This is a genomic window from Kitasatospora sp. GAS204B, from assembly GCF_029892155.1.
Lineage (GTDB): Bacteria > Actinomycetota > Actinomycetes > Streptomycetales > Streptomycetaceae > Kitasatospora.
Map to the genome: position 1 here is coordinate 14,682 of NZ_JARZAG010000022.1, position 25,576 is coordinate 40,257.

Annotated in this window: 23 protein-coding genes and 1 CRISPR repeat array (1 of these 24 running past the window's edge); of the genes, 1 reads left to right on the top strand and 22 read right to left on the bottom strand. The window is 71.9% G+C overall.

Going from position 1 to position 25,576, the window contains the following annotated elements; genetic code table 11:
* Positions 1-1,771: direct repeats of the CRISPR family, unit length 29 nt; unit sequence GTCCGCCCCGCGCGAGCGGGGGTCAGCCG; it begins 272 nt to the left of the window's first position.
* A gap of 342 nt (positions 1,772-2,113) precedes the next feature.
* From P3T41_RS26345 to P3T41_RS26415, 15 genes are all read right to left on the bottom strand, one after another.
* Positions 2,114-2,263 carry a hypothetical protein gene (locus P3T41_RS26345; protein ID WP_280692981.1) on the bottom strand — a complete coding sequence of 50 codons (150 nt, stop codon included), beginning with the start codon at positions 2,261-2,263 and terminating at the stop codon, positions 2,114-2,116.
* 21 nt (positions 2,264-2,284) lie between these two features.
* Positions 2,285-3,187 (bottom strand): NADP-dependent oxidoreductase, encoded by a 903-nt coding sequence (locus P3T41_RS26350; protein WP_280692983.1) that lies wholly within the window; start codon positions 3,185-3,187, stop codon positions 2,285-2,287.
* Positions 3,184-4,356, bottom strand: a complete 1,173-nt coding sequence (locus P3T41_RS26355; protein WP_280692985.1) for an acyltransferase — start codon at positions 4,354-4,356, stop codon at positions 3,184-3,186. Before P3T41_RS26355 ends, P3T41_RS26350 begins: the two co-directional genes overlap by 4 nt.
* Before the next feature lie 173 nt (positions 4,357-4,529).
* The gene (locus tag P3T41_RS26360) at positions 4,530-5,312 is read right to left on the bottom strand and encodes an alpha/beta hydrolase (protein WP_280692986.1); all 783 of its coding nucleotides are present in this window, start codon (positions 5,310-5,312) and stop codon (positions 4,530-4,532) included.
* A gap of 65 nt (positions 5,313-5,377) precedes the next feature.
* On the bottom strand, positions 5,378-6,577 hold the full coding sequence (locus P3T41_RS26365) for an acyltransferase (protein ID WP_280692988.1): 1,200 nt from the start codon (positions 6,575-6,577) through the stop codon (positions 5,378-5,380).
* Positions 6,578-6,653: 76 nt separating this feature from the next.
* Positions 6,654-7,823, bottom strand: a complete 1,170-nt coding sequence (locus P3T41_RS26370; RefSeq protein WP_280692990.1) for an acyltransferase — start codon at positions 7,821-7,823, stop codon at positions 6,654-6,656.
* Positions 7,824-7,855: 32 nt separating this feature from the next.
* Positions 7,856-9,091: an MFS transporter gene (locus P3T41_RS26375; protein ID WP_280692992.1), complete on the bottom strand. Its 1,236-nt coding sequence runs from the start codon at positions 9,089-9,091 to the stop codon at positions 7,856-7,858.
* Positions 9,092-9,281: 190 nt separating this feature from the next.
* Positions 9,282-10,535 (bottom strand): MFS transporter, encoded by a 1,254-nt coding sequence (locus P3T41_RS26380; RefSeq protein WP_280692994.1) that lies wholly within the window; start codon positions 10,533-10,535, stop codon positions 9,282-9,284.
* Positions 10,532-11,614, bottom strand: a complete 1,083-nt coding sequence (locus P3T41_RS26385; RefSeq protein ID WP_280692995.1) for an alcohol dehydrogenase catalytic domain-containing protein — start codon at positions 11,612-11,614, stop codon at positions 10,532-10,534. Before P3T41_RS26385 ends, P3T41_RS26380 begins: the two co-directional genes overlap by 4 nt.
* Positions 11,611-12,432, bottom strand: coding sequence for a TIM barrel protein (locus P3T41_RS26390; RefSeq protein WP_280692996.1), 822 nt, complete (start codon positions 12,430-12,432; stop codon positions 11,611-11,613). The genes P3T41_RS26385 and P3T41_RS26390 overlap by 4 nt, the downstream gene beginning before the upstream one ends.
* The gene (locus P3T41_RS26395; protein WP_280692997.1) at positions 12,429-13,550 is read right to left on the bottom strand and encodes an alcohol dehydrogenase catalytic domain-containing protein; all 1,122 of its coding nucleotides are present in this window, start codon (positions 13,548-13,550) and stop codon (positions 12,429-12,431) included. Before P3T41_RS26395 ends, P3T41_RS26390 begins: the two co-directional genes overlap by 4 nt.
* A complete protein-coding gene (locus P3T41_RS26400) occupies positions 13,547-14,563 on the bottom strand; it encodes an ROK family protein (protein ID WP_280692998.1) in 1,017 nt (338 codons plus the stop codon). Before P3T41_RS26400 ends, P3T41_RS26395 begins: the two co-directional genes overlap by 4 nt.
* A complete protein-coding gene (locus P3T41_RS26405; protein ID WP_280692999.1) occupies positions 14,560-15,240 on the bottom strand; it encodes an HAD-IA family hydrolase in 681 nt (226 codons plus the stop codon). The genes P3T41_RS26400 and P3T41_RS26405 overlap by 4 nt, the downstream gene beginning before the upstream one ends.
* A 65-nt stretch (positions 15,241-15,305) precedes the next feature.
* Entirely contained in the window at positions 15,306-16,073 is a 768-nt protein-coding gene (locus P3T41_RS26410; RefSeq protein WP_280693000.1) for an SDR family oxidoreductase, read from the bottom strand.
* Positions 16,070-17,317 carry a sedoheptulose 7-phosphate cyclase gene (locus P3T41_RS26415; protein ID WP_280693001.1) on the bottom strand — a complete coding sequence of 416 codons (1,248 nt, stop codon included), beginning with the start codon at positions 17,315-17,317 and terminating at the stop codon, positions 16,070-16,072. The genes P3T41_RS26410 and P3T41_RS26415 overlap by 4 nt, the downstream gene beginning before the upstream one ends.
* Positions 17,318-17,574: 257 nt before the next feature.
* On the opposite strand from P3T41_RS26415, the gene P3T41_RS26420 reads away from it, so the two are divergent.
* Complete coding sequence (locus P3T41_RS26420) at positions 17,575-18,033, top strand: hypothetical protein (protein WP_280693002.1); 459 nt, start codon at positions 17,575-17,577, stop codon at positions 18,031-18,033.
* Between the two features lie 5 nt (positions 18,034-18,038).
* Here the strand turns inward: P3T41_RS26420 and P3T41_RS26425 are convergent, their stop codons facing one another.
* From P3T41_RS26425 to P3T41_RS26455, 7 genes are all read right to left on the bottom strand, one after another.
* Positions 18,039-19,253, bottom strand: coding sequence for an MAB_1171c family putative transporter (locus P3T41_RS26425; protein WP_280693003.1), 1,215 nt, complete (start codon positions 19,251-19,253; stop codon positions 18,039-18,041).
* Between the two features lie 82 nt (positions 19,254-19,335).
* A complete protein-coding gene (locus tag P3T41_RS26430; RefSeq protein ID WP_280693004.1) occupies positions 19,336-19,683 on the bottom strand; it encodes a hypothetical protein in 348 nt (115 codons plus the stop codon).
* Positions 19,684-20,008: 325 nt separating this feature from the next.
* The gene (locus P3T41_RS26435; RefSeq protein WP_280693005.1) at positions 20,009-20,329 is read right to left on the bottom strand and encodes a DUF4387 domain-containing protein; all 321 of its coding nucleotides are present in this window, start codon (positions 20,327-20,329) and stop codon (positions 20,009-20,011) included.
* Positions 20,326-21,696, bottom strand: a complete 1,371-nt coding sequence (locus P3T41_RS26440; protein WP_280693006.1) for an acyclic terpene utilization AtuA family protein — start codon at positions 21,694-21,696, stop codon at positions 20,326-20,328. Before P3T41_RS26440 ends, P3T41_RS26435 begins: the two co-directional genes overlap by 4 nt.
* Before the next feature lie 152 nt (positions 21,697-21,848).
* Positions 21,849-22,556 carry a GntR family transcriptional regulator gene (locus P3T41_RS26445; protein ID WP_280693007.1) on the bottom strand — a complete coding sequence of 236 codons (708 nt, stop codon included), beginning with the start codon at positions 22,554-22,556 and terminating at the stop codon, positions 21,849-21,851.
* Positions 22,557-22,589: 33 nt separating this feature from the next.
* The gene (locus P3T41_RS26450; protein ID WP_280693008.1) at positions 22,590-23,732 is read right to left on the bottom strand and encodes an ABC transporter ATP-binding protein; all 1,143 of its coding nucleotides are present in this window, start codon (positions 23,730-23,732) and stop codon (positions 22,590-22,592) included.
* Positions 23,725-25,575 (bottom strand): iron ABC transporter permease, encoded by a 1,851-nt coding sequence (locus P3T41_RS26455; RefSeq protein WP_280693009.1) that lies wholly within the window; start codon positions 25,573-25,575, stop codon positions 23,725-23,727. Before P3T41_RS26455 ends, P3T41_RS26450 begins: the two co-directional genes overlap by 8 nt.
* Position 25,576: the final 1 nt, after the last annotated feature.

Genomic DNA, 25,576 nt, shown 5'->3' on the forward strand with positions numbered 1-25,576 from the left:
CGCCGATCCGCGTCGCCGAGCTGCAGGAGCAGGTGTCCGCCCCGCGCGAGCGGGGGTCAGCCGCGTCGGGGTGGCATACCAGCGCGGTCCCTTGGGTCCGCCCCGCGCGAGCGGGGGTCAGCCGCGCTGCCTGTGCGCTCTCGACTGCGGGTCCGAGTCCGCCCCGCGCGAGCGGGGGTCAGCCGCCGTCTTCGCCCAGTAGAAGGGTGACTCCGGCGTCCGCCCCGCGCGAGCGGGGGTCAGCCGCAGAGAGTGATCGCGGCGAGGGCGGTGACGAGGTCCGCCCCGCGCGAGCGGGGGTCAGCCGAAATCGAAAGGATTCCGAGGCGCAGCGGCTGGGTCCGCCCCGCGCGAGCGGGGGTCAGCCGAAATCGAAAGGATTCCGAGGCGCAGCGGCTGGGTCCGCCCCGCGCGAGCGGGGGTCAGCCGACGTGCCGCTGCTGGAGCTCGCAGCGGTAGGGGTCCGCCCCGCGCGAGCGGGGGTCAGCCGGACTTGATCGTCTCTGCGACCGGCGGGGCGGAGTCCGCCCCGCGCGAGCGGGGGTCAGCCGCCACCCCGGCGGCCACTACCGGCCCGGTCGCAGTCCGCCCCGCGCGAGCGGGGGTCAGCCGTGCAGCAGTGCCGCGTTGAACCTTGCGGCGAAGTCCGCCCCGCGCGAGCGGGGGTCAGCCGTCGGAGTAGGGGATCATCACGTCCTCGAACTTGTCCGCCCCGCGCGAGCGGGGGTCAGCCGGTCAGGTTCGGCCAGTAGGCACCCTCCGTAACGTCCGCCCCGCGCGAGCGGGGGTCAGCCGGTCATCAACCGCACCTGGAACTGGCAGGTCGGGTCCGCCCCGCGCGAGCGGGGGTCAGCCGCGGCTTGAGTGCCTCGGTGAGCTGGTCGAGCAGTCCGCCCCGCGCGAGCGGAGGTCAGCCGCACTGGAGCGAGCGCCAGCAGCGGTACGCCGGGTCCGCCCCGCGCGAGCGGGGGTCAGCCGGTCTCCGTACCGACGGAAAACCTTGATGCCGCGTCCGCCCCGCGCGAGCGGGGGTCAGCCGTCGGCGGTGCCGGAGCTCCTGTGCGGTGCCGAGTCCGCCGCGCGCGAGCGGGGGTCAGCCGCCGTCGAAGCGGTGACCGCCGCGTTCGGTCGGGTCCGCCCCGCGCGAGCAGGGGTCAGCCGAACTTGCAGGTCGGCGGTGCGGTGGGGCTGGGGTCCGCCCCGCGCGAGCGGGGGTCAGCCGTAGGCGTCGCAGCCGTCCCGGCAGGAGGTGCAGTCCGCCCCGCGTGAGCGGGGGTCAGCCGCGTATCGCAACGATACGCTCAGCGCCACCGGTGTCCGCCCCGCGCGAGCGGGGGTCAGCCGGATCTGTCCTGGCAGCGGCTCGACGCGGTGCTGTCCGCCCCGCGCGAGCGGGGGTCAGCCGTAGTCCTCGTCACCGATGGCCTCCTCCGGGCGGTCCGCCCCGCGCCAGCGGGGGTCAGCCGGGGCCGTGATCGTCGGCGGTGCTTGGGCCCTCGTCCGCCCCGCGCGAGCGGGGGTCAGCCGGTCGGGCCAGCGTGCGGCCTGGTCCCGGTGCTGTCCGCCCTGCGCGAGCGGGGGTCGGCCGCCGGTCGGCACGCCGGTGATGCCCTACCGGGTGTCCACCCCGCACGAGCGGGGGTCAGCCGATCTCGCCCAGGTCGTGCACCGGCACCGCGCCGTCCGCCCCGCGCGAGCGAGGGTCAGCCGGCGACGGCCTTGGGCACCAACTTCAACAGCCGGTCCGCCCCGCGCGAGCGGGGGTCAGCCGCACCACAGAGACGCCGCTGAACCACGACGACGTCCGCGCCTACGAGCCGGTGCTACTGCCGCGGCGTGACCACTTGCCGCACCACCAACCGCCCCGAACGACCAGCCATGTTCTGTGGCTCCTGCCGGGGACTCGAAACTGTGCTACGGCAGCGTCACCACACCCTGCAGCGCTGGCATGTAGGTATGGTTCAACTCGGTCTCCGTAATGAACCCCCACATCGATGAAGCCCGGTACGGCACCCGACCGCGCAGCCCTACGACACCGTGTCAGTGGCCGCCGCTGCCAACACCGCACCCTCCTGGCCTGCGGGCCGATCTCGATCTGTCACCCCACGTCCACTCAGCTCAGGCTTTCCGCGTACGCGATGGCTGCCAGCGCGTCCTCCCTGGGCGCCGCCGGACCGAACTGGGCGCGCGACTCGACCGGCGTGTTTCTCGCCTTGGTCGGCGCCGGATCAACCCACAGCGCCAAGCCGTACTCGGCCAGCAACCGACCACGCCGCTCGTGGAGTCAGTCCCCCGGGGTCAGCAGGATCTTGCCCCGCGTACCACCCCCCTCCAGGAGGGCGTGTGCGAGCGGCGCGTCCTCGAACGGCAGGACGTGGGCTATGCGCAGCGTCAGGTGCCCCTGGTCCACGTGGCGGGCCAGTGTGTCGAGCATGGTGCCGTCGGTCCGTACGCCGTAGATCTCCACGGCGATGGACCGCTCGGGCTCCGGCACGGCGAAGGGGGTCAGCGACAGGTAGCGTCCGCCGTCGCGTACCGCCGCGATCGTTGCCGGGAGGCCCGCCGCGTCGATGACGGCGTCGAAGGCGCCGGTGGGCAGGGTGCCCGGGCTCGAGAAGACCTCGGCGGCGCCGAGCGTGGCCACGGTCGGTGCGTCGCTCGCGCGGGCGAGGCCGGCTGGCCGCCGGCCGCGCAGGGCTGCCAGTTGGACGAGGAATCCGCCGACCGCGCCTGCCGCGCCGGCCACCAGGAGGCGGCCGGAGAAGTCGGGGCCCAGCTGCGACAGTGCCTGCTCGGCGGTGAGCGCGGCCAGCGGCAGGGCCGCCGCGTGCTCCAGCGGGACACTGGCGGGCGCGGGTGCCGCGAGTGTCTCGTCGAGCGCGACGTATGCGGCGGACACGCCGATGCCGGTGGCCAGCGGGGAGTGCGCGGCGACGACGCGGTCGCCCAGCTGGAAGCGACTGACGCCGGGGCCCGTCTCGACGACGGTGCCGGAGACGTCCCAGCCGACGACGGCGGGCAGCACCGGGGAGGGGATGTCGCCCCGGCGCACCGCCAGGTCCACGGGGTTCACCGCCACCGCGGCCACCCGGAGCAGGAGTTCGCCCGGGCCCGGCCGGGGTCGGTCCCGCTCGGTGACGGTGAGGACCTCGGGCGGTCCGTAGCGATCGATGGTCACGGCTTTCATGCGGTCACCTTCCGGGATCGTCCCCAGCGCTTCGTCGCCGGGCGCTCCACCGCCACGTAGATCAGCCAGGCCACGCCGAGCGTGGCGAGGGCCTCGAGCAGCAACACGCCGATACCGGTGGCGGTTGAGAAGTAGCGGTGCGGCCCGAGCAGCTTGCGTACCACGTTCAACAGGATCAGATGGACCATGTAGAAGGCGAAGGAGACTTCGCCGAGCCAGACCATGGGCCGGCTGCGCAGCGGTGACGGCCGGTCGGAGACGTCGGTGATCGCGATCGCCGGGATCAGCAGCGCCATCGGGATGACGAAGACCGCGTCAAGGGCGTACAGCCACGGGATGTACAGCGACAGCGCGTAGGCCGCGACGCAGGCGACCGCGGCGGGCAGCGGCTTCACGCCGAACCTGACGCCGGTGAGGACGATGCGCGCCATCAGCATGCCGAGCACGAAGTCCAGGGCGCGCACCGGAGGGAGCATGTACACGCTCCAGTACTGCCAGACGGAGGCCGGGGAGCCCTCGGGCATCGGCGGGTTACCGGGGAGCAGCAGGTACGCGAGCGTGGGTACGGCGATCACCGCGGCAGCCGTGCCGATGGCCCAGCGCCACAGGTTCTCCCGCGGGATCCGCTTGATCCAGTGCAGGAACAGCGGGAAGCAGAGGTAGAAGAAGAGCTCACAGGCGAGCGACCAGCTCGGCGGGTTGACGCCGAGGAAGACCGAGAACACCGGGACCCAGGCGTGCACCAGGAGCAGGTTCGGCACCGCCTGCCACCACTGGGTGGCGGCGCCGGTGAGCAGGACCAGGGCCAGCGCCCAGGTGACCAGGTGGTTCGGGTAGATCTTGAAGAATCTGCGGCGCCAGAAGTGCTGGGGCCGGTCACCAGGCCGCGCCGACCAGGTCAGGACGAATCCGCTGAGGATGAAGAAGAAGGACACACCGGCCCAGCCGGCGTTGCTGAACAGCCGCCGGTAGCCGTCGGCGACGTGGTGCGAGGCGAACGGGTTGAGGGCCGGCAGGGCGAGCGAGGAGTGGTACCCGAACACGAGTAGGGCGGCGATGAAGCGCAGCCCGGTGAGGGACGGGAGCCGGCCGTGCACCGCCCGGGGCGTCCGGGACGCCTGACCGGCGCGCTCCCCGGGTATCGCGGCGGGTTCCGCGGTGGTGGACAAGGTGTGCCTCCGGAGGCATGCGGGAGGTCGGGTAGGGAGGAAGGCAGGTAAGGAGGAAGCGGGTAGGGAGGAAGGCAGGTAAGGAAGAAGGCGAGCAGGGAGGAAGCGGGTAGGGAGGACGGCGGCGGGGGCGGACTGGTGCCGCCCCCGCCGGTCTGAGCGGGGCCGGTCGGTCAGTCGCGGTCGAGGAACTCGACGAGCAACTCGACCAGTTCGGCCGTCTTCTCGAAGACGACCATGTGGCCGCTCTCCAGTTCGGCGTACTCGCTGCCCTTGACGGCCTGGTGGATCTCCCGCGAGTGCTCCACGGGGATCAGGAAGTCCCGGCTGGAGCCGATGACCAGGGTGCGGGCGGTGATGGACGCCAGGCGGTCGCGGATGTCGACCCGGTGGTCGAGCTCGATCTGGCGCAGGGTGCCCACCTCCGCCGTGATCCCGGCGACGGTGGCCTTGACGCCCTCGCTGCCGAAGCCGGCGAGGAAGGGCGGCGAGAAGATCAACAGCGCGCTGTAGGCGGAGAACGCCTCCGCGTTGATGTCCGGCAGCCGCCGCCACAGGTCGACCGCCAACTGCTGGCGCGGGTCGTCGTTGCGGGCCCAGCCGTTGATGACGATCAAGCGGCGGACCAGCTCGGGGTGCCGGGCGGCGGCGGCCGCCGCGACGACCGCGCCGAGCGAGAAGCCGACGATGTCGAACGGCTGGTCGGTCACCGCGCGGGCCGCGCCGATCACCTGCGCGACCAGCTCGTCCACGCTCAACTCGTCGGCGTGCAGCGGCGTCCGGCCGCTGCCCGAGAAGTCGGGGGTGATGACGGTGTAGCGATCGGTGAAGTGCTCGCGCAGGTGGCCGAAGTTGGTCTCGCCGTCGGCGGCCGTGCCGTGCACGAAGAGCAGGCCGGGGCCGCTGCCCTGCGCGGTGTAGTGGACGGGGGTGCCATGGACGTCGATCGTGGGCACGGGGGCCTCCAATTCCTGAGGTGAATCGCGGGAAACGTGGGGGAATGCGGGGGTCTGGGGCGCCGTCAGCGCAGGGCCGGGGAGGGCTGTCGTTCCTCGTGCCCCTGCTCCGGTACGGCGACCGGATCGGTGCTCGACCTGGCCCAACGCCGCATCACGGGACGCTCGACGCAGACCAGGAGCAGCCAGCCGACCAGCAGGGTGGCGAAGAAGAAGCCGAGCAGCACCAGGGTGCCGAGGACCGGGCCGAAGAGCCGGCGGTCCATCAGGGTGGTCCGGCCGAAGTACATGACCACGTACTGGGCGAGGTAGAAGCCGAAGGAGACCGTCCCGAGCCACTGCATCGTGCGTCCACGCAGCACGGTCGGGCGGCTGTCGACATCGGCCCTGGCCACCGCGCAGATCAGCAGCGCTATGGGAACGATGGTCGCCAGATTGAGCCCGTACAGGAACGGCACCACCATGGCCACCGCGTAGCCGACCACGCACAGCAGCGCCGCCGGCAGGATCCTGACCCGGGGGAACCTACCCGCCAGCACCAGCCGGGCCAGGATCATGCCGAGCACGAACTCGAACATCCGCACCGGCGGGAAGTTGTACCCGAACCAGAACTGCCACAGCGAGATGCCGAAACCCTCGGGGGTCGGCGGGCTGCTCGGCGCGAGGAAGTCGGTGAACAGCTGCACGGCCAGCATGCCGGCGACCATCGCCCCCGCCCAGACCCACAGCGCGCCCTCCCTGATCCGCATGATCGGACGGATCAGGAACGGGAAGAGCAGGTAGAAGAGCAACTCGCTGCAGAGCGACCAGCTCGGCGGGTTCACGCTGATGAAGGTCGCGTGCTGCGGGAACCACGAGTGGAGCAGGAAGAGGTTCGGCAGCCAGGCGGAGACCGGGGTCATGGCGCCGGCGAACAGCACCATGGCCAGGGCCCACATGGCGATGTGGTTGGGGAAGACCTTCAGCAGTCGGCGGCGCCAGAACCCGGTGGCCGTGTCCTGGGGCCGGGCCGACCAGGTCAGGACGAATCCGCTCAGCACGAAGAAGAACGAGACGCCCATCCAACCGGCCTTGCTGAACAGCCAGCGGAAGCCTTCCTGCCAACTCGGGTCGGCGTACGGGTTCATGGGCGGGTTGCTGAAGGTGGCGTGGAAGAAGAAGACCAGTGCGGCGGCGATGAACCGCAACCCGGTCAGGGACGGGAGCTTGGCTCGGGAGCGCTCAGACGCTCTGGGCGCCTGCGCCGTTGAGGGCGACGAGGACATGCGGAGGTGTTGCCCTTTCACGAGGCGGAGTTCACGAGGCAGAGGTTCACGAGGCGGAGGTTCACGAGGCGGAGGTTCACGAGGCGGGAGTGAGCTGCCGGTCCGACGGGGATGCGGCGGGGGTGTCCTTGGACGAGGTGCGCGAGCGGGCCCAACGGCGCATCACCGGGCTCTCGACGCACACCAGAAGCAGCCAGCCGACGGCGAGGGCCCCGAAGAACTCCACCGCCACCATGGCGATGCCGATGGGAGTCGCATACAGGTGATGGTGCGTCAGCGTGGTGCGGACGAAGGAGAGCACGATCTGCTGGGCCAGGTAGAAGCCGAAGGAGACCGTCCCGAGCCACTGCATCGTGCGTCCGCGCAGCACAGTCGGCCGGCCGTCGACATCGGCCCTGGCCACCGCGCAGATCAGCAGCGCGATGGGAACGATGGTCGCCAGATTGAGCCCGTACAGGAACGGCACCACCATGGCCACCGCGTAGCCGACCACGCACAGCAGCGCCGCCGGCAGGATCCGGACCCGGGGGAACCTGCCCGCCAGCACCAGCCGGGCCAGGATCATGCCGAGCACGAACTCGAACATCCGCACCGGCGGGAAGTTGTACCCGAACCAGAACTGCCAGACCGTCACATCGGTGCCGGGAGCCGGCGGGCTGCTCGGCGCGAGGAAGTCGGTGACCAGCTGCACGGCCAGCATGCCGGCGACCATCGCCCCCGCCCAGACCCACAGGGCACTCTCCTTGATCCGCAGGATCGGACGGATCAGGAACGGGAAGAGCAGGTAGAAGAGCAACTCGCTGCAGAGCGACCAGGCGGGGGCGTTGAGGCTCAGGTAGACGGCCGGGTCCGGGAACCACGAATGGAGCAGGAAGAGGTTCGGCAGCCAGACCTTCAGCGGGATCGCCGTACCGGCGAAGAGGACCATCGCCATCGCCCAGGTGGCGATGTGGTTGGGGAAGATCTTCAGCAGTCGGCGGCGCCAGAACCCGGTGACCGTGTCGTGCGGCTTCGCCGACCAGGTCAGGACGAATCCGCTCAGCACGAAGAAGAACGAGACGCCCATCCAGCCGGCCTTGCTGAACAACCAGTGGAATCCGTCGGCGACGCCCTGGTCGGCGAACGGGTTCATCGAGATGAAGATCAGTGAGGCGTGGAAGAAGAAGACCAGTGCAGCGGCGATGAACCGCACCCCCGTCAACGAGGGGAGCTGGGGTCTGGTCGACAGCGCGGAGTTGACAGGCATACGGCCGGCTCTCTGGGTCGGGGCGGCAGGGTTCAGGAGGCCGGGGCGGCGGTGGTCCCGGACTCGGCACGGGTGGCGTCATCGGCCGGTCGGCCGTCCGAAGGACCGCTGTGCGCGGCGGAGTTGACGGTCGATCGGCGGTGTCGCCCGGCGTACACGGTCTGGGCGATCAGCACGGCGCCCAGGGCGGTGAAGAGCGCCGCGCCGAGCGTCACCGCGCGGGTGCCGAACCCCTGGGCGATCACCTGGCCACCGGCCCAGGAGCCGAGTGCGGCGCCGAGGCCGAAGGCTGACATGTTCGCGGTCAGGGACAGGGTCGGCGCGTCCGCCGCCGCGGCGAGGACCTTGGTCTGCAGCCCGGGGATCAGGGCGAAGGTGGCGATGGAGAACAGGAACAGGAACGCGGCCGCGCCGACGGCCGACGGGGCGGCGAGCCAGTACAGGAGGCAGACCGCGGCGAGCGTCCAGGACATGGTCAGGACGGCGACGTCGGCGGACCTGTTGGCGATCCGGCCGCCGATGGCGTTGCCCACGATGGAGCCCAGGCCGTAGGCGACGAGCACGGCCGGGACCCAGGCGCTCGGGAACTTCCCGACGTCCGTGAGCAGCGGCACCATGTAGGTGATCAGCGTGAACATGCCGGCCGAGCACAGCACGGTCGCCAGGACCGTGCCGAGCACCTGCCACTTCTTGAACACCCGCAGTTCGTGCGCGGCGGACGAACCGGCGGTCCCACCGTCGTCCGGGATCACCAGCAGGATCAGGACGGCGGCGACCGCGGCGAGTGCGGCGACGCCGCCGAAGGTGGCCCGCCAGTTGAACTGATGCGCCACCAGCGTGCCCAGCGGGACGCCGAGCACGGTCGCCAGATTGATGCCCAGCTGGGTGGCCGCGACCGCGGACCCCTCCCGCCCCTTGGCCGCCATGCCACCCGCGGTGACGACGCAGACGGCGAGGAAGGTGCCGTGGATGACGGCGGTCAGCATCCGACCGACGATCAGGACACCGAAGTTGGGCGCCAAGCTGGAGACGAGGTTACCGGCGACGGAGACCAGCAGCAGCGCCACCAGCAGGTACTTGCGGCGGACCCGGGGGGACAGCGCGGTGACGATCGGCCCGCCGACCACCACGGTCAGCGCGTAGACGGTGACCAGGAGGCCCGCGGTGGGGACGGTCACCGACAGGTCCCGGGACAGGTCTCCCAGCATCCCGCTCGGCGCCAGTTCGGCGGTACCGACGCAGAAGATGGCCAGGATCAGTACGGCCATACGGAACCGCATGGATTGCCTCTCGTAGGAATCGGACGAGGTTGGACGGCTCGGGCGCCCGGCGGGGCGGCCCAGAGCCGCTTCGGGAGCGGTCGGCGTGCTACTCGAAGGCACCTGCCGCCCCGGCCCCCACCGCCTGCCATACGATGACTATAGAAGCTCATTGGCTACTATACAAGCAGGTTGTCCATCACGGACGCGCACTGACGGCAGGAACGGGCCGACGGACGACGACGGCGAGCAGCACCGCGGCCGCCAACACGGTCGAGGCGAGCGGCAGCCAAGCGGCCGAGCGGCCCAGCAGGACGGCGCCGAGCGCGGATCCGCCGGCGATCCCGACCTGGAATCCGGTGACGTAGATCGCTGACGCCCGATCAGCGTCCTGGGCCGCCAGGCGCATCACCCCCGTCTGGAAGACGGGCCCCGCCGCGGCGAACGCACCGCCCCAGAGAACCGCGGCGACGGCGGCCCCGGCATAGCGAACCGCCGTCGGAGCGGGCGCGAACGCGAGGGCCAGGAGGGCGACACCCGCCACGAACACCGCCATGGTGACGGTGGCGGCCTGCTGCGGTCTGGTGTCGTTGTACCGGCCGACGAGGTAGGTCGCGGCGGCCCCGGCCAGGCCGAAGACCGTCAGCAGCAGCACCGTCGAACGCGAGGTCCCGGTGACCTCGGTGACGATGACGGCGAAGTAGGTGTAGCTCAGGAAGTGCGCGGTGACCAGCAGCACCGCCACACCGCACAGGGTCAGCACCGCGGGCCAGTGCACCGCCCCGGGCCCGCCGTCCGACGCCCGCGCCGCCTCGTCCACCGCCCGGTCGTCCCGCTCGGCTGCGCCGCCGGCCGGCCGCAGCGGCCCGAGCGCGCAGGCGAGAGCGAGGGTGACCGCCACGGTCGCGGCCGCCAGCGCCAGGACGGTGGCCCGCCAGCCGATGAGTTCACCGATCAGTGCCGTACCCGGACTGCCCACGATCGCCGCGAGCGAGGCCCCGGCGAAGACCGCGGCGGTCGCGGTCCCCACCCGCTCACGCGGCACCAGGGTGGCGGCCGCCGGGGCGACCAGCGACCACAGCACCCCGTGGGTCAGCGCCGCGGCGGCCCGGCTGACCACCATCATCGTGAACCCGGTCGCGGCCGAGGCGAGCAGCTCGGCCACCACCAGGACCAGCAGGGAGGCCACCAGCGCCGTGCCGCGCGAGACGCGCGAGGCGAGCGCCACGCTCGGGACCGTGACGAGCGCCGCGACCACGGCGTACCCGCTGATCAGCAGCCCGACCTGACCGTCCGTCACTTCGAGGCTGCGGGCGATGTCGTGGATGAGCCCGACCGGGAAGACCTCGAAGGTGACGTAGACGAAGGTGGCGCCGGCGAGCGCGGCCAGGCGCGCGGCGGCCGGCGCGTCGATCCTGGCCGGCGCCGCCGCCGGCGCGGTCGTGCCGCTCACGGGCCCTCAGCCCCCGTGGGTCGCAGCGCCGCGCGGGCTGGCGCCCCCGGGGCGCCCGGATCCAGGACGGGCCCCAACTGGACCAGGATCTTGGGGCGAGTGCGGTTGCCGGCCGCCAGGCGGGCGAAGGCGGCGTCCAGTTCGTCGAGTTGGAAGACACGGTCGACGAGACTGTCCAGGTCGACCGCGCCCGACTGGACGAGCCCGACGAGCCGGTCCCAGTAGCCGATGCCGGACAGCACGCCGTGGAGCGTCACGTCACGGATCACCAGGGTCGCCGCGTCGAAGCCGTCGGTGGCGTGGTGCGGTGTCCCGAGCTGGGCTATCCGGCCGCCCGCCGCGACCAGGCGGACGGCGGAGCGGACCGCGGCCGTGCTGCCGGACGCCTCGATCACGGCGTCGTAGCACCCCTCGTCCGACGCGGCGGGGGCGGCCAGGGCACGCAGGCCGAGCCGGTGCGCCAGTTCGCGGGCGGCGGGCTGCGGGTCGAAGACGACCGGGTCGGCCCCGAGGGCTGCGGCGACCTGGGCCGCCGCGAGCCCCAGCGTGCCCGCGCCGAGCACCGCGACCCGGTCCTGACCGGTCACGGCGAGCCGGTCCACCGCGTGGACCGCCGCGGCGGTCGGCTCGAGCAGGGCTCCCGCGGCATCGGAGAGGCCGTCCGGGATCCGGACCAGGGTGTCCACCGGTGCCGTGAGCCACTGCGAACCGGCTCCGGGGTGGGGGCCGAGGACTCCGATCTCGCTGCGCTCGGGGCAGTACCTGATCCGCCCGGCGCGGCAGTGCGAACAGCGGCCGCAGGGACGGAAGTTGTGCCCAGAGACCCGCTGCCCGACGAGCGCCGGGTCCGCGCCGGGGCCCACCCCGACCACGGTGCCGATCCACTCGTGACCGATGACGAACGGATAGCTTTTCAGGCCCTCGCGCAGGTAGTTGCTGCTGCCGTCGAAGAAGCCGAGATCGGTGCCGCACAGACCGAGCAGGCCCACCCGGACCAGCACCTCCTCGGGGCCCGGTTCGGGCGCGTCGACCTCGGTGATCGACACCGCGCGCACGGCGGTGAGTTGGATGGATTTCATCGTTCGTCCTCGTGGTGGCTGAGTTCGGCCGCGTTGCGGCAGAGCGTGATGTCGGTGCGCAGCCGGGCGATCGTGTGCCGGTAGTCGTTCTCCACGAGCACCGAGCGGGCGCCCGAGCACCGCAACAGGTCCGGCAGGTCGTCGTGGAAGGGGCACGGCGCCGCCCCGTCGTCCTCGTCGTCACCGGCGGCGCGGGTGGGGTCCTTGACGTGCAGGTCCGGCAGGAGCAGCCCGGCGGCACCGACCGTCCCGGCGAACTCCAGGGGGTCTTCACCGGCGTCCAGGAGGTTGCCGGCGTCCAGCACGAGCCGCAGCGCGGGGCGGTCCACCGCCCGGGCCAGGGCGAGGGAGTCGCGGGGGCCGAGCGGCGACTCGTAGGCGAGGGTCAGCCGCGCCGCCGCGACCCATTCGCCCACGATGCGCAGGGCATCGACGGTCCCCTCCCGCAGGCCCTGGGTCGTCGGCAGGCTCCGTCGGAAACCGGGGACGTGGAGCACCTGTGCCCCCAGGCGCTGCGCGCATTCCAGGGCCCGCTCCAGGAGGATCAGCGCCGCCGGATTCGCCGAACCCCACGGGTGCGCGAGGCCGATGTCGTTCACGTGGTTGACCGCGAGAACGGGGATCGGGATGTCCTTGGTGATCGCCTCGGCGGAGCGCAGCTCGCTTCGACCGCTCAGCAGGGGGCCGCGATGAGCGCCGCCGAAGTCAAGTTGCAGCAGGTCGGCCCCGGCCGCCAGGGCGAGCCGGGCCGCCGCGCGGCGATCGGTGCTGATCCGCCACTGCGGGGCGGCGACCGCCACGGCCGGTTCCGCGGTCATGGCCGCTCCCCCAGCCGGATCGCGGCCTTCAGCACCCGGCGCCCCTCGAGGACCCGACCGGTCCCGGCGAGCACCGAGTTGACCAGCTCGGCCGCGCCCGCCAGGTCCACCTCGTGTGTGAGCACGTGGTGGCCGAAGGGTTCGTCCCGCCGTTCCCGCAGCAGGTCGATCGCCTCCAGCAGGTGTTCCCGCGCCACTCCGCGATGGCCGCAGAGCAGCAGGGGACCGGTCGGACGGTCGAAGGCGTGCACGCTGGGCGGCCAGGGACCGCCCCCGCAGTTGGCCGCGCGCAGGGCCGCGACGTCGAGTTCGCGGCCCGCCAGCGGGACGGCGCCCGACGGCAGGCCGGCGTGCACGTCGACCAGCACCGTGCCGGGCAGCTGACGGTCCACCACGGACAGCGCCTCCCGGGTCCCGGTCCGTGGGGTGGCGATCACGACGGCGGCCGGTGCGGGCAGGTCGGCCAACAGCTCCGGCAGGCCCGGGTCGTGCGGGTCGACCGCATCGGCCCCGTGTCCCACCAGGAGGGTGCGCAGTGCGGGGAACTCGCGCTGCCACGCCTCGCGGGCCAGCCGTCCCACGATGCCGTCCCCCCACACGACCAGGGCGGCGGGACGCAGGGTGTGCGCGGCGATCCGCAGGCCGTACAGGACCGAAGCGAGGGGCTCGGCCAGCGCGGCCACCCGCGCCCGGTCCGCGCCGGCCGGCACCGGGATGACCAGCCCGGCGCGGACGGCCGTGGCGGGAATCCGGGTCCGCTCCGCCCACAGGCCCGGCAGGTTGTGGCCGAGCAGGAACGAGGGGTCGCCGGGGTGGGTGGGGTTCACGGTGACCATGGAACCCACGGGCAGGCCGGTGTCACCGGGCTCGACGACGCGGGCTACTCCTTCGTGCCCCAGGACCGGACTCGGGTCGTCGCGCAGCCCACGCAGGATCTGCCAGTCGGTGCCGCAGATGCCGACGACCGCCGGTGCCAGCAGGGCATCACCCGGACCGAGCCGCGGCGTCGGCAGCTCGGCGACCTCGACGAAGGTGCGCCCACGGGCGTCCGGTGGCCGGCGCACCAGCGCCCGGTGCGTCACGGCGCCCACGGCGCTCACGGCGCTCACGGCGCTCACGCGACGATCCCCGGCAGCCATCGGCCGAGGCGTTCCGCCCCGCGCAGCGCGTCGAGCCGACCTGGTCCGCAGAACACCAGCCGCTCGTCGAGCCAGTCCTGGCCGCGCCCCCGGTCGGCATAGGAGGTGGCCGCCCCGAGTTGGCGGCGCAGTTCCTCGGCGTAGTGACTGCCGAGGCCCTCGACGACGCCCCCGCCGAGACCGAGCAGATCGAGGTGGGGGTCCAGGCACCACAGGGTGCGGAGCATGTTCGCGACCGGTTCGACGCAGAGTTCGAGCAGCCGCCGCGCCGCGGGGTGGTGCGCGTCGAGTGCGCCGGGCAGCCACCGCACGACGGCGGGAGCCTCGGCGATGCCCAGCCGCTCGGCCACGCTCGCGATGCCGGGTCCGGAGGCGATCGAGGCGAGGTGGTCCCGCGCTCCGCAGGCGCAGGGCAGCCCCGCGATCCGGGGCTCGGACCCGCTCGTCATGGCCGGGAGGTGGCCGATCTCGCCCTGCAGCCCCCATCCGTCGACCGGGATCAGGTTCCGGTCCAGGTCGGCGACGCGCATCGCGATGCCGCTGCTGATGGTCAGGTAGCCGATCCGCCGGACAGCGGGCCTGGCGTGCGTGGCGGCGAAGTCCACCAGAGCCGCGGTGACGTCGTTGACCAGCAGCCAGCTGACGTCGGGACGGCGGCGCCGCAACGCCGCTGCCAGGTCGTAGGGGGCGGCCTCGGATCCCCACAGCGGCGCCGATCCGTAGACGGTGCCGGTGAGGTGGTCGATGGCCGCGCCGAAGGAGATCGCGGTTCGGGCGCCGGGCGGCGCGGCCCGGCACAGCAGCTCGACCATCTCCTCGCGCAGGGCCGCGACCGACCGGTCGGGGTGGTTGAGCCGGCTGGGCGAGCGCAGCTTCTCGACCGGCGCCTGCGCTCCCCCGACCCGCAGGCGCACCCAGGTGCCGCCGATGTCCGCCGCGAGGGCCGTCGGTGCCGAGGATCCGGCCCCGGCCGTCACGGCAGGGCTCGTCACAGCCGGGCCGTCGGACCGACGGCGACCGGCTCGGGAAGGGTCAACACCACGCCGGGGCGCGCGGGGTCGGCCGTGACCTGGAAGCCGCGGAAGTCGGCGTACCGTTCGCACACCCCGTCACGGGTGGCGAGGGTGCCGATGACCACGGTGCGCCCGCCGCTGGCCAGTCCCGCCCGGACACCCGCCTCGGAGTCCTCGAAGACGATCGTGGCGGCCGGCTCGGCGCCCAGCACGGCAGCGGCCAGCAGGTAACCCTCGGGGTGCGGCTTGCCGTGGGTCACGTCGTCCGCGCTCACCAGCACCTCGGGCACGGGGAGCCCCGCCGCGGCGAGCCTGACCGTGGCCAGCTTCCGGCCGGCCGAGGTGACGACGGCCCAGGAGCCCTGCGGCAGCGCCGCGAGGAGTTCGCGGGCGCCGGGGACCTGCGTGATGCCGGCGGTCTGCGACTCCTCGCACGCGACCAGCCTGCGGGTCTCCGAGGCGGCCAGCCGCGGATCGGGGATGAAGTGGCCCACGGTCTTCGCGGTGGGGCGGCCGTGGGCGAAGGCCAGCACCTGCTCGAGGTCGAGTCCGTGCTGATCGCTGAAGCCGGCCCAGGTGGACTCGACGAGCGCGGTCGAGTCCACCAGGGTGCCGTCCATGTCGAACAGCAGCGCTGCCCCGTGTAGTTGTGGCAAGAGGTCCTCCTGGGACGTCGGCGGCGGGAGAGCCGGCGATGGGCGGGTGCGCATCGCTTCGCTTCCTACTGGTGGGAGTTGGCCAGGGAGCGTGACTGGGACACCGGCAGCGCGTCGTCGACCGACGCCCAGCTGGTGTCCTCGTGCACGACCAGTGCCCGGCCGGCGTACGGCACACCGCGGGTGCGGGCGAGTTCGACGGCCAGCGGTGCGAAGGCGGCCGGCGCCATGTAGCCGCTGTAGTCGAAGTCCGCCGACCGGCGGGCGCGGATCCCCGGGGAATCGACCATGCCCGCGGGCAGCGCCTGGACGAAGGTGACCTCGGCGGGGTCGATCTCCTGGGAGACGGACCCGATCAGCGAACTGGCCGCGGCCTTGGTGGCGGCATACCCCGACCGGTGGGGGCCGGCGTTGTAGACCACCTCGGACGAGATGTGCAGGAACATCCCGGGGGTGGCCGCGCGCAGGGCCGGCAGCGCCGCCCGCAGCGTCCAGGACAGGCCGTGCACGTTGACGGCGAACTGATCGAGCCAGTCGCTCTCGGTCGTCCGCGTGAACGGCTCACGCCGGGCGGTGAAGTAGACCGCCGAGTAGCAGACCAGGTCGACCCGGGACGGAATGCCGCGGCGCAGCGCCTCCTTGGCCGCCTCGGCGTCGCGCAGGTCGAGCTGATGCCACACCAGGTGCTCGCCGCCGGGGCCGGTCGGCCTGCTGCGGCTGAACACGTGGGTCTCGATGCCCGACGAGGCCCAGGCATCGGCGACGCCCCGCCCGATTCCGGTCGATCCGCCGACCACGACCGCCGTGGCGCCCCGGCGGTCCGCGCCGCTCATGCGCCCACCGGCGCGGACACCAACGCCCCGACCGAGGCGGCGAACGGCGACTCCTGGGCCTGCGTGCGCAGCAGCCGGGCCGCGTCACGCAGTTCCGTCGGCGTGACGTCGTTGACGAAGTGGTGGCGCCCGATGCCGACCGGCAGCGGCAGCCGCTGCTGGCCGTCACGGTGGCGCACCGTCTCCCGCAGGGCGTTCTCCAGCAGCAGCGGGTCGTCCAGCACGTCGTTCCACAACGGCAGCCCGAGAGCCCGGATCACGGCGTAGACCCGGTCGGCCTGGGCCTGGCTGACGTCGCCGCGCAGGGTCGCCAGGGCCGTCGTGAGGGCCATGTCGATCACCACGGCCTCACCGTGCAGCAACTCGGGCAGCGCGTGCATCTCGATGGTCGGGCTGAAGGTGTGACCGTAGTCCACGCACCGCTCCAGCGAGGACTCCCACAGATTGGGCTGCAGTTCCTCGAGCATGAGGTGAATGGACTCGGCGATGATCGTGTCCGCGGCCGAGGCGAGCTCCCGGGTCGTCCCCTGGAACCGGTCGGCGCGCACGGCCGCACCGCGCGACTCCAGCAGGGTGAACAGGTCCTCGGACCGGATGAGGGCCATCTTCAGGATCTCGGCCAGACCGTTGCTGATGTGCCGCAGGTCCAGGCTGCGCAGGAACGAGCGGTCCAGGAACGTGGCCGTGGCCGGCGCGTACGTCCCCAGCCGGTTCTTGCCGAGCTCGTAGTTGACGCCGGTCTTGACCCCGACTCCGGCGTCGACCAGGCCGATCAGTGTGGTGGGGATCCGGATGTACGGCGTGCCACGCCGGTAGAGGCTCGCCGCGAAGCCGACGATGTCGGTCAACACGCCGCCTCCGATGGCGATCACCGGCTCGCGGCGGCGGTCGATCCCGAAGCCGTTCATCGCGTCGACGACACGGGAGACGGCGTCCCACTGCTTCACCGTCTCGTCGGCACGCAGCGCCACGACCTCGGCGTCGACCGCGTGATGGGCGAAGTACGCACGCACCGAGGCGCCGTAGAGCGCGTCGACGTTCTCGTCGATGACGACGAGCCGCCGGTCCCCCGGGCCCAACGGCACGTCCGGGCAGCCGGTCAGCAGGGCCGTGTTGCCGGGGATGAACAGGCCGTCGGAGCTGACGACGTGGTAGCGCACCTGACGAACGGCCTCGACCGTCCAGACCGGCCCGTTGTCGACAGCCTGGCGAAGGCCCTGAGTGAAAGCAGTACCGCTGCGCATGTCCCCTCCAGTTCGAGCGCCGAAACACTAGACATAAGACCCTTTTATCAGCTCGTTGTCCAGTATATTAGCAGCACTGCTCTGTAGATGACATCTGTGTTAAACTTTGAGCGCAGCAGTGACATTTCGTACGGCCGCGCGGGCAGAGTGCACGTGCGTCGAGTCGGAGGTCCTGTGCGCTCGTACACCGGAACCCCCGGTCACCGAGCCCCAAGTCACCAGAGCCCGAGTCACCGAAGCCCAGGGAGGTGGGTCGCATGGCAACGCTGGCGGAACGCCTGAACTCCTGGTTCGCCGATGCCGCGACCGCAGACGCCGTCGGCCGCCATCGCGAGCCGTCGACGTCCGAGGTCGCGCAGGCCATCTCGGAGGACCCGAGCCATGACGTGACGATCTCCAGGAGCTACCTGACGGCGCTGCGCAACGGGTCGCAGACCAACCCGACGGTGAACGTGCTCTCGGCGATCGTGAAGTACTTCCAGGGCCGGGACATGACCCTGCCGGTGTCGGTGAGCGCGCTGGTCAACGAGAAGGCTCCGGCCCCGGCCGTCGAGGAGAAGGACGAGTGGGCGGCGGCACTGTCCGACCGTCAGGTGCGCTCGATCGCGATGCGGGCGGGCCGGCTCACTCCCGGTCTGCGCGAGCAACTGCTGTCGATCATGGACGTGTTGGACGCGTCGAAGGAATCCGCCGCCGGCGAGGACGACGACGCGTAAGGGCCCTACCGGGCCGAGGCCGAGGGGGCGGGACTGCCCGCGGGCGGTCGGCGTACCGGCACGGAACCGGTGCGCAGCGCCCGCAGTTCATCGGAGAGCCGGATGAGGGCGACGAGATCGTTCTCGTAGTCGTAGCCGTCGATGCGGTAACGCCCCTCCGGGGCGAGGACGAAGGTCGGCGTCATCGGCAGCGCGTCACCCCCCTCACCGCGGTCTGCGATGATGCGCAACGCGCGATCGATGAGCTGGGCGGACGTTCGCGGGTCGTCATGCCGCGCGGGATCCGACCCGTCCTCCGCAGCGAGCCGCAGGTAGGGGCCGAGCCGGGTCAGGCCGTCCCGGCACTCCACGTAACGGCGGTAGACGGCTTGGGCGTTCGCGGGCACCAGCCGTCGGCGTCGGCTGCGGTGGTCGAGGACCAGCTCGGGATGGAACTCCACCAGCCGGTTCCACAACTCCTCCAGACCGTGGAACTGGGCGCGGCAGTCCAGCCTCTCCTGCGCGATCTGCACCACGCTCACCAGGAACGGCAGAGTCAGCCCGGCACACACCACGATGGTGGCGATCTGGCCGAAGACGAAGTCGTCCTCGTACGTGATCAGCCGTCCGGGCTCCCGGAGCACGGGCACGTTGACCCAGAGGAAACGGAAGAAGCAGGACAGGGCCAACCCGGTCAGCCCGACCGAGATGGTGGCCAACGACAGCCTGCGCAGTGAACGCCCGCGCCGCGCGTGGCCCCCGGCGAGAACGGCGCAGGCGGCGTACCCGAAGAGCAGGTAGAAGTTGCCGAGGTTGTAGAACGCCCGCACGCGCCAGTCCACCAGGAAGGCGGACGTCAGGACGTGGTTGCGCCGAGGCGACGGCAGAAGCACCGTTGCGAGGATCATTCCCACCAGGCAGACCAGGAGGGCACCGATCTCCCAGGGCCACGGAAACCTCCAGCGGTTCAGTGGACTCTCGCGCAGGAAGCCGACCATGAGGCAGAGCCCGGTCAACACCGCCATGTTGTAGGTGACTTTGGTGAACCCGGCGAAGGTGCAATCGTCGACGAACCGCAGGACGGGCGGCTGGTACAGCACGTTCCCCACGCCCATCAGGAACAGGGACAGGCACAGGTGCAGCCGCATCGGGTCCCGGAAACGCCGCTGGATCAGGGCAGGCAGCGTCCACGCGGCGCCACCGAGGAGCGTGACGATCGCGACCAGGTTGAGCACGCTCACGTCAGCCCGTCTGTGAGAACGAGGCTGTTGTAGACCGAGGGCCGCCACGGCTCGTCGAGACCGTAGCGCCGCGTGCGACGGCTCATCGATATGGCGTACTGCATGATCGTGGAAGCGATGATCTCGGCGTCCCGCTCGTCCCGGTCGGAGTAGCACGTCCGGAACTGCATCTGCGTCGCCGGCCGCTCGCCCGCGAGTCGTAGGCGACGATGTGTCCGACCTCATGCAGGATGATGTGCGCCTGGTGCGCCTTGGTGGTTTTCGCCTGATAGGCGATCACATCCTCGTCGTGGCGCGAAATCAGCACACCGAAAGGCCCGTCGGCCGGAAGATCCCATTCCAGCAGTTTGATCGGTGTACCGCGCAGCTCGCCGATCGAGTCGCACAGAGTGGTAACGCTCAATGGCAGCGACGGCGCGAGACGCCGCATCAAACGGCGGCTGTGAGAGCGAAGTTGAGCATCACGCAGCCGGCCCCCGCGCACCCCGAAAGGTTGGCCCGAGCTATACCGAACCCGACTACCGAACATGCAGATCCCCCTGACGCTACGCTACACCAGCCCGAACACCCGCGCGATGACGCGATGTCGAGTCGATGCCGACCAGGAATCAACCTACGACACCCGCCGATCGGACACGGAGGATATTCGGCAACACTACAACCAGCGACAATGTGCCGGTCGGTGGGACTGTCGCAGCAGCAGACGGAGGCGGCCGGCCCGCGCACCCGGGCCGGTCACCCCGGATTCGCGTGGCTCAGCGGGGCGGTGCGGGGATCTCCAGGTCGACCAGCGGGGCGTACTGCTGGCCGCCGTAGCTGTCGGAGTCGTGGATGTCGCCCTGGCGGACCGGCCGGGGCAGCGAGACCTTCACCGCCTGGGCGCGGTCGTGGTGGACGACCAGGACATCCCGCGGGTCGGCGCCGTACAGGTCGGCGAAGAGCTGCGGGGTGAGCACCCCGGAGGTGCGCAGCCGGTCGTAGCCGTCCTGGTCGTGGCACATGAAGTCGAAGGTGAGGACGAACGGGCCGGCGTTCTTGGAGCGGATCAGCGAGCACAGGTCGAGCAGCCGGGTCACGGGGTCACCTCTTCGTGGACGGTGCGGAACATCTCATGGGGCGTGCCGGGGAGCGCGACGTGGTTGAGCGTGAACTGGTACACCGGGCCGCGGTCGGTCTCCGGGGGCGAGAAGGGGAAGGCGATGGTGCTGGCCAGGCCCTCGTACTGCGGGATCGGCAGGTGCGAGCTGGTGTGGGTCACGAAGGTCGCGATCGCACTGGCGGTGGCCTGGGTGGGGGCGGTGACGGTGATCAGCACGCCCAGTTCGTGGGCGGGCTGTTCGCGGTCCGGGTCGCGCCCGCCCAGCACGGCGTCGCGGCCGTAGAGGCGGTAGTCGATGTCGATGTCGTCGGGGTTGACGCGGCCGGCGAAGACGTCGCGGATCTTCGCCCGGAAGTACTCCTGGGCCTTGGGCAACAGGCTCGGCAACTGCTCGATGACGACCCGGTCGCGGATGCCGCCGACGGCGATGCTCTGGTAACCGACCAGCCGGGAGCCCTCCAGCTTGACCGTGTAGGTGTCGCTGGGACGGTAGACGGCGCCGGCCACCCGCACCCGGCGCTCGTCCAGGGCGGTGTAGGTCGCGTCGGTGGTGTCCAGCACGCCGGAGGGCTCGGTGATCAGGTAGGGGTTGGCGTTCTCGTACAGGGTGTGGGCGGCTACCGAGTGCGGGGTCAGCCGGGCGCCCGGGTCCAGCGGTTCGACGTCGAAGTGGTCCTCGCGCAGGTGGACGAAGAGGCCGTCTGCGCTGGGCGGGATGGCACACGCGGCGCCGCACTCGACGGTCTTGGCCGCGTGCCAGGTCAGCCCCGGGTCGGCGCCCATCGCGTGGGGCAGCGCCGCGTACAGGGCGGTGTCGCTGGCCCGCCCGGCGAGGACCACGTCGGCGCCCTCGCTCAGCGCCCGCTGGATCGGCTCGACGCCCATCATGCCGACCACCTGACTGTCCGTCAGGGTCTCCAGGTCGATCGGCGGCGCCGGGTGCAGCGGGCGGATGCGGCCCTGGTCGTAGCGCTCGGTGAGGTAGTCGGGGTCCTGGTCGGCGTAGATGAGGGCGAGCTTGAAGGACAGGCCCTCCTGCCGCGCGATCTCGCGGGCGAGCTCGGCGACCTGGTCGACGCCGATGTCGCGTCCGCTGGTGCCGCAGGAGCCGATGACCAGCGGGACGCCGAGGGTGTCGCGGGCCTTCAGCAGCAGCCGCAGGTCGCGACCGACGGCTTGGCGGGAGAGTTTCGGCTGCCCGCTGCCCAGGTAGTAGGGGCCGCTGTCGGTGGAGCCCGCGTCGCAGGCGATGACGTGCGGGCGCAGGGCGACGCCCCGTTCCAGCGACTCGACGCGGAAGCCCGCGCCGAGGACGCCGGTGGGCGCCAGGATCCTGATCTCCATCTGGTGGGTCGCTTTCTGTGAGTTGTAAGCTATTTGCTATAGCACATGACCTGTAGAACGACCCGCGCACCGCCGCCACTCAGCGGACCGCTATCGGACCACGCGCTGGCGCTGCGGGCACTGCGGGCACTGCGGGCACCGCACGCGCCGCTTCAGACGTCCCAGCCGGCGAGGTCCGCGACGCCCGCGGCCGCGTGGGTACGGGCCAACTGCTCGGCGCGGTCGCCGTCATGCGCGCGCAGCGCGGCGAGGAGCTCGCGGTGCTGGCCGTAGCGCTGGATCGGCCCCGAGGCTCCGGCGGCGAGTTGGGCCACGGTGATCTCCAGCCGCTCGGAGCGGCTGAAGGCCCGGACCTGGTCCAGCGCGCGGGCCAGGTGGCTGTTGTCCGCCGCGGCCTCCACCAAGTCGTGGAAGTCCCGCAGCGCGGTGAAGACGCGCTCGACCTTGTCGGGGTTGAGCTGTCGGCCGACGTCGCGCTCGGCGCGCAGTGCCAAGCCCGCCGCGTCCGCGTCGTCGAGCAGTCGCTCCAGCCGGTCGAGTTGCTTGGCGGTGGCCTTCTGGGCGGCGAACCGGGCGGCCACTCCCTCCAGGGACGCCTCGATCAGCCCGCTCTCGCTTCGGGCCTGCGGGGAGACCGTGGCCACCCGCAGTGAGCGGGGCCCGGTGTGCTCGACCAACTGCTCCTGCTCGAGCCGGCGCAGGGCCTCGCGGACGGGGGTGGCGCTGACGCCGAGGCCGGCGGCCAGGCCCCGCTCGGTGATCTTCTCGCCCCACGGCAGGTCGCCCTGGATGATCGCCGCCCGCAGGGCTCGGTACGCCTGGTCGGCCAGTGTCTGGGAGCTGAGGGCTGGAAGCGTCATATGACCCATTTGTTGTCTGCTACAGCACACTTGTCAAACAGCACGTAGCACGGACGGAGCCACCGCCCGTCCGAGGTCGGCTTCGCGGTCGGCAGGGACCGGCTCGTCGGTGACGAGACTGGCGGCGGCGGGGGCCGGCGTGACCTGGACGGTGACGCCGTGGACGCGGCGGGTGCTGAGGGCCTGGAGGGAATGCGGTCCCACCTGGAGGGTGTAGAGATAGTGGTCGCCGAGGAAGGTCAGCTGGGTGACCTCGGCCTGCCAACCGGCGCCACCCGCGCCGGTTCGCGGCTCGCTGAGGATGAGCGCCTCGGGTCGAATCGCCGCGGTCGCGATGCCGGGCGCGGAACCGGCTTCGCCGTGGCAGGGGATGCCGCCCGGTAGCCCCGGGACCTCCAGCAGCACGGTGTCGGCGCCGGTCCGGCGGGCGGTGCCGGTCACGAAGTTGCAGCGGCCCAGGAAGTCGGCGACGAACCGGCTGCCGGGGCGGTGGTAGACCTCCTCGGGCGTGCCCGCACGAACGATGCGACCGCCGTTCATGACCAGGATCCGGTCGCTCATGGCGAGCGCCTCGGTCTGGTCGTGGGTGACGAAGACCGTGCTGATGCCGAGCTCGCGTTGCAGCTCGCCGAGCCATTCGCGGGCCCGTTCGCGCAGCTTGGCGTCCAGGTTGGAGAACGGCTCGTCGAGCAGCAGCGCGCTGGGCCGGTGGGCCAGCGCCCTGGCCAGCGCGACGCGTTGCTGCTGGCCGCCGGAGAGCTGGTGCGGGTGCGCGGCCGCACGGTGACCGAGTTCGACCAGGTCGAGGACCTCGCCGACGCGGCGGGTGATCTCGGCCTTGCCGACGCGGCGGATCTTCAGCGGGAAGCCCACGTTCTGTGCCACCGTCAGGTGCGGCCACAGCGCGTAGGACTGGAAGACCACGCCCAACTCCCGCTGCTCGGCCGGGAGATTGCGGCGCGCGGCGGCGTCGAAGAGCACCCGGTCGCCGTGCGCGATGGTGCCGGCGTCGGGGGTGTGGAAGCCGGCGATGGACATCAGGGTGGTGGTCTTGCCGCAGCCGCTGGGGCCGAGCAGGGTGACGAACTCGCCGTCGGGGACGGTGAAGTCGACCTGGTCCAGGACGCGGGCGGACCCGAAAGCCTGGGTCAGCCGGCGGACGGAGATCTCAGGCATGGCGGCCTCTCTCGCTCGTCTCGTTCATCTTGTCTGTCTTGCCTGTCTTACCTGTCTTGCGTGCCCTGCTTGCTGCACTCGTCTTGCGCAGGGTCCACCCGAGGCCGATCGCCAAGGCGCCGGCGACCAGCAGGACTTGGACCAGAGCCAGGGCGGCGACCGGCCCGGGGAGCCCCTTGGACCAGGTCTGGAGCATGGTGGTGCCGAGCAGTTCGGTGCCGGGCTTGGTCAGGAACACCACCGGGTCGTAGTCGCTGACCAGGGTGACGAACATCAGCACCAGAGCGCTGAGCAGCGCCGGGCGCAGCAACGGCAGCGTGATGCGGCGGGTGGTGGTCCACCAGCTCGCGCCCGAGCCGGCGGCGGCCCTGGCCAGTTCCGGGCTGATCCGGGCCAGCGCCGGGCTCAGGACGATGTAGGCGAGCGTCATGTTCCGCACGCACAGGGCGAGCAGCTCGCCCCAGAGGCTGTTGCGCAGCAGCGCGCCCGGCCAGTCGACGATCAGGAACAGCCAGAAGAAGCCGACGCCGAAGACGATGCCGGGGGTGGCGCGGGGGTAGACCAGCAGCGCGGGCAGGGTGCGGCGCAGCCGGAAGCGGGAGCGGTGGGCGACGACCGTGGCGAGCGCCACCAGCGCGACGGTGGCCACGCTGCCGACCACCGCGACCAGCAGGCTGTCGGTGATCGCGCGGTGCAGGGTGGGATCGGTCCAGATCTGGTGCCAGTTGGCGCCGGTCCACAGGTGCCAGGGCGCCACCAGCGTGGTCAGGTCGGTGACCGATGACATCAGGGCCAGGCCCAGCAGCGGGATCACGCAGGTCAGGGCCACGAAGCCGGCCATGCCCGCCGCCGCCGGGAGCCGCCAGCGGCCCAGGTCCAGGGGACGGGCCGGCGGGGCGGCCCGGGTGCCGGCGGTGTAGCGGGCGGCGTGCCGCAGCAGCCGGCCGCGGGTGATCAGGATGGCCGAGGCCACCACGAGCAGCAGGATCGCGCCGGCGGAGACGATCGGCGGGTCGGGGACGGCGCTGTTGGACCACGTGTCGTAGAGGTAGCTGGCGATGAAGCTGATGTGCGCCGGGCGGCCCAGGAAGAGCGGGATGCCCAGCACCTCGAGGCAGAGCGTGAAGATGAGCATCCCGCTGTCGAGCAGGGCGGTGCGCAGCATCGGCACGGTCACGGTGCGCAGGACGCGCGGCGTTCCGCCGCCGGAGGCGCGCACGGCGTCCTCCAGCGTGCCGTCCGCGCCCTCCAGCACCGCCTTGCAGGTCAGGTAGGCGATGGGGAGGGTGACCACCGCGCCGAGCACGGACATGCCGGGGAGCGAGGTGAGATTCCAGGCGGGCAGGTGCAGGGTCTTGGACCACAGCTGGGTCAGGTAACCGGCCGGTCCGTACAGCGACTCCCAGCCGACGATCAGTCCCAGCGGCGGAATAAGCAGCGGGGCCGACAGGGCCGGGCCCAGCCAGCGCCGGCCGGGCAGGTTGGTGCGGGTGACCAGGACGGCGAAGGTGGCGCCGAGCAGCACCGCGAGTGCGGTGGCGGTCAGCGCGAACAGGGCGGTGTTCAGGGCGGCCTGACGGAACGCCGGATCGGCGAAGAGCTTCCCGTAGGCGTCGACGCTGAACACGCCGCCGGGCAGGTAGTAGGGCTTGGAGCGCAGCGAGGTGACGACCAGGGGCGCGAGGGGGGCCAGGGTCAGCACGGCGACCGCGGCCCAGACCAGGTACTGGCCGGGTCCCTGAGGGAGGTGGCGGCGGCGCCGGTCGCGCGGGGCGACCGGGGCGGCGGCAAGCGGGTGCGAGTGCGGGTGCGAGTGCGGGTGCGGGTGCGGGTGCGGGGTCATG

Coding starts and splice junctions, on each gene's coding strand:
- P3T41_RS26365 (WP_280692988.1), bottom strand. CDS start 6,577: ATGTCCTCGTCGCCCTCAACGGCGCAGGCGCCCAGAGCGTCTGAGCGC.
- P3T41_RS26415 (WP_280693001.1), bottom strand. CDS start 17,317: ATGCGCAGCGGTACTGCTTTCACTCAGGGCCTTCGCCAGGCTGTCGAC.
- P3T41_RS26440 (WP_280693006.1), bottom strand. CDS start 21,696: ATGGAGATCAGGATCCTGGCGCCCACCGGCGTCCTCGGCGCGGGCTTC.
- P3T41_RS26420 (WP_280693002.1), top strand. CDS start 17,575: ATGGCAACGCTGGCGGAACGCCTGAACTCCTGGTTCGCCGATGCCGCG.
- P3T41_RS26370 (WP_280692990.1), bottom strand. CDS start 7,823: ATGCCTGTCAACTCCGCGCTGTCGACCAGACCCCAGCTCCCCTCGTTG.
- P3T41_RS26390 (WP_280692996.1), bottom strand. CDS start 12,432: ATGACCGCGGAACCGGCCGTGGCGGTCGCCGCCCCGCAGTGGCGGATC.
- P3T41_RS26410 (WP_280693000.1), bottom strand. CDS start 16,073: ATGAGCGGCGCGGACCGCCGGGGCGCCACGGCGGTCGTGGTCGGCGGA.
- P3T41_RS26445 (WP_280693007.1), bottom strand. CDS start 22,556: ATGACGCTTCCAGCCCTCAGCTCCCAGACACTGGCCGACCAGGCGTAC.
- P3T41_RS26450 (WP_280693008.1), bottom strand. CDS start 23,732: ATGCCTGAGATCTCCGTCCGCCGGCTGACCCAGGCTTTCGGGTCCGCC.
- P3T41_RS26455 (WP_280693009.1), bottom strand. CDS start 25,575: ATGACCCCGCACCCGCACCCGCACCCGCACTCGCACCCGCACTCGCAC.
- P3T41_RS26430 (WP_280693004.1), bottom strand. CDS start 19,683: ATGCGGCGTCTCGCGCCGTCGCTGCCATTGAGCGTTACCACTCTGTGC.
- P3T41_RS26350 (WP_280692983.1), bottom strand. CDS start 3,187: ATGAAAGCCGTGACCATCGATCGCTACGGACCGCCCGAGGTCCTCACC.
- P3T41_RS26375 (WP_280692992.1), bottom strand. CDS start 9,091: ATGGCCGTACTGATCCTGGCCATCTTCTGCGTCGGTACCGCCGAACTG.
- P3T41_RS26385 (WP_280692995.1), bottom strand. CDS start 11,614: ATGAAATCCATCCAACTCACCGCCGTGCGCGCGGTGTCGATCACCGAG.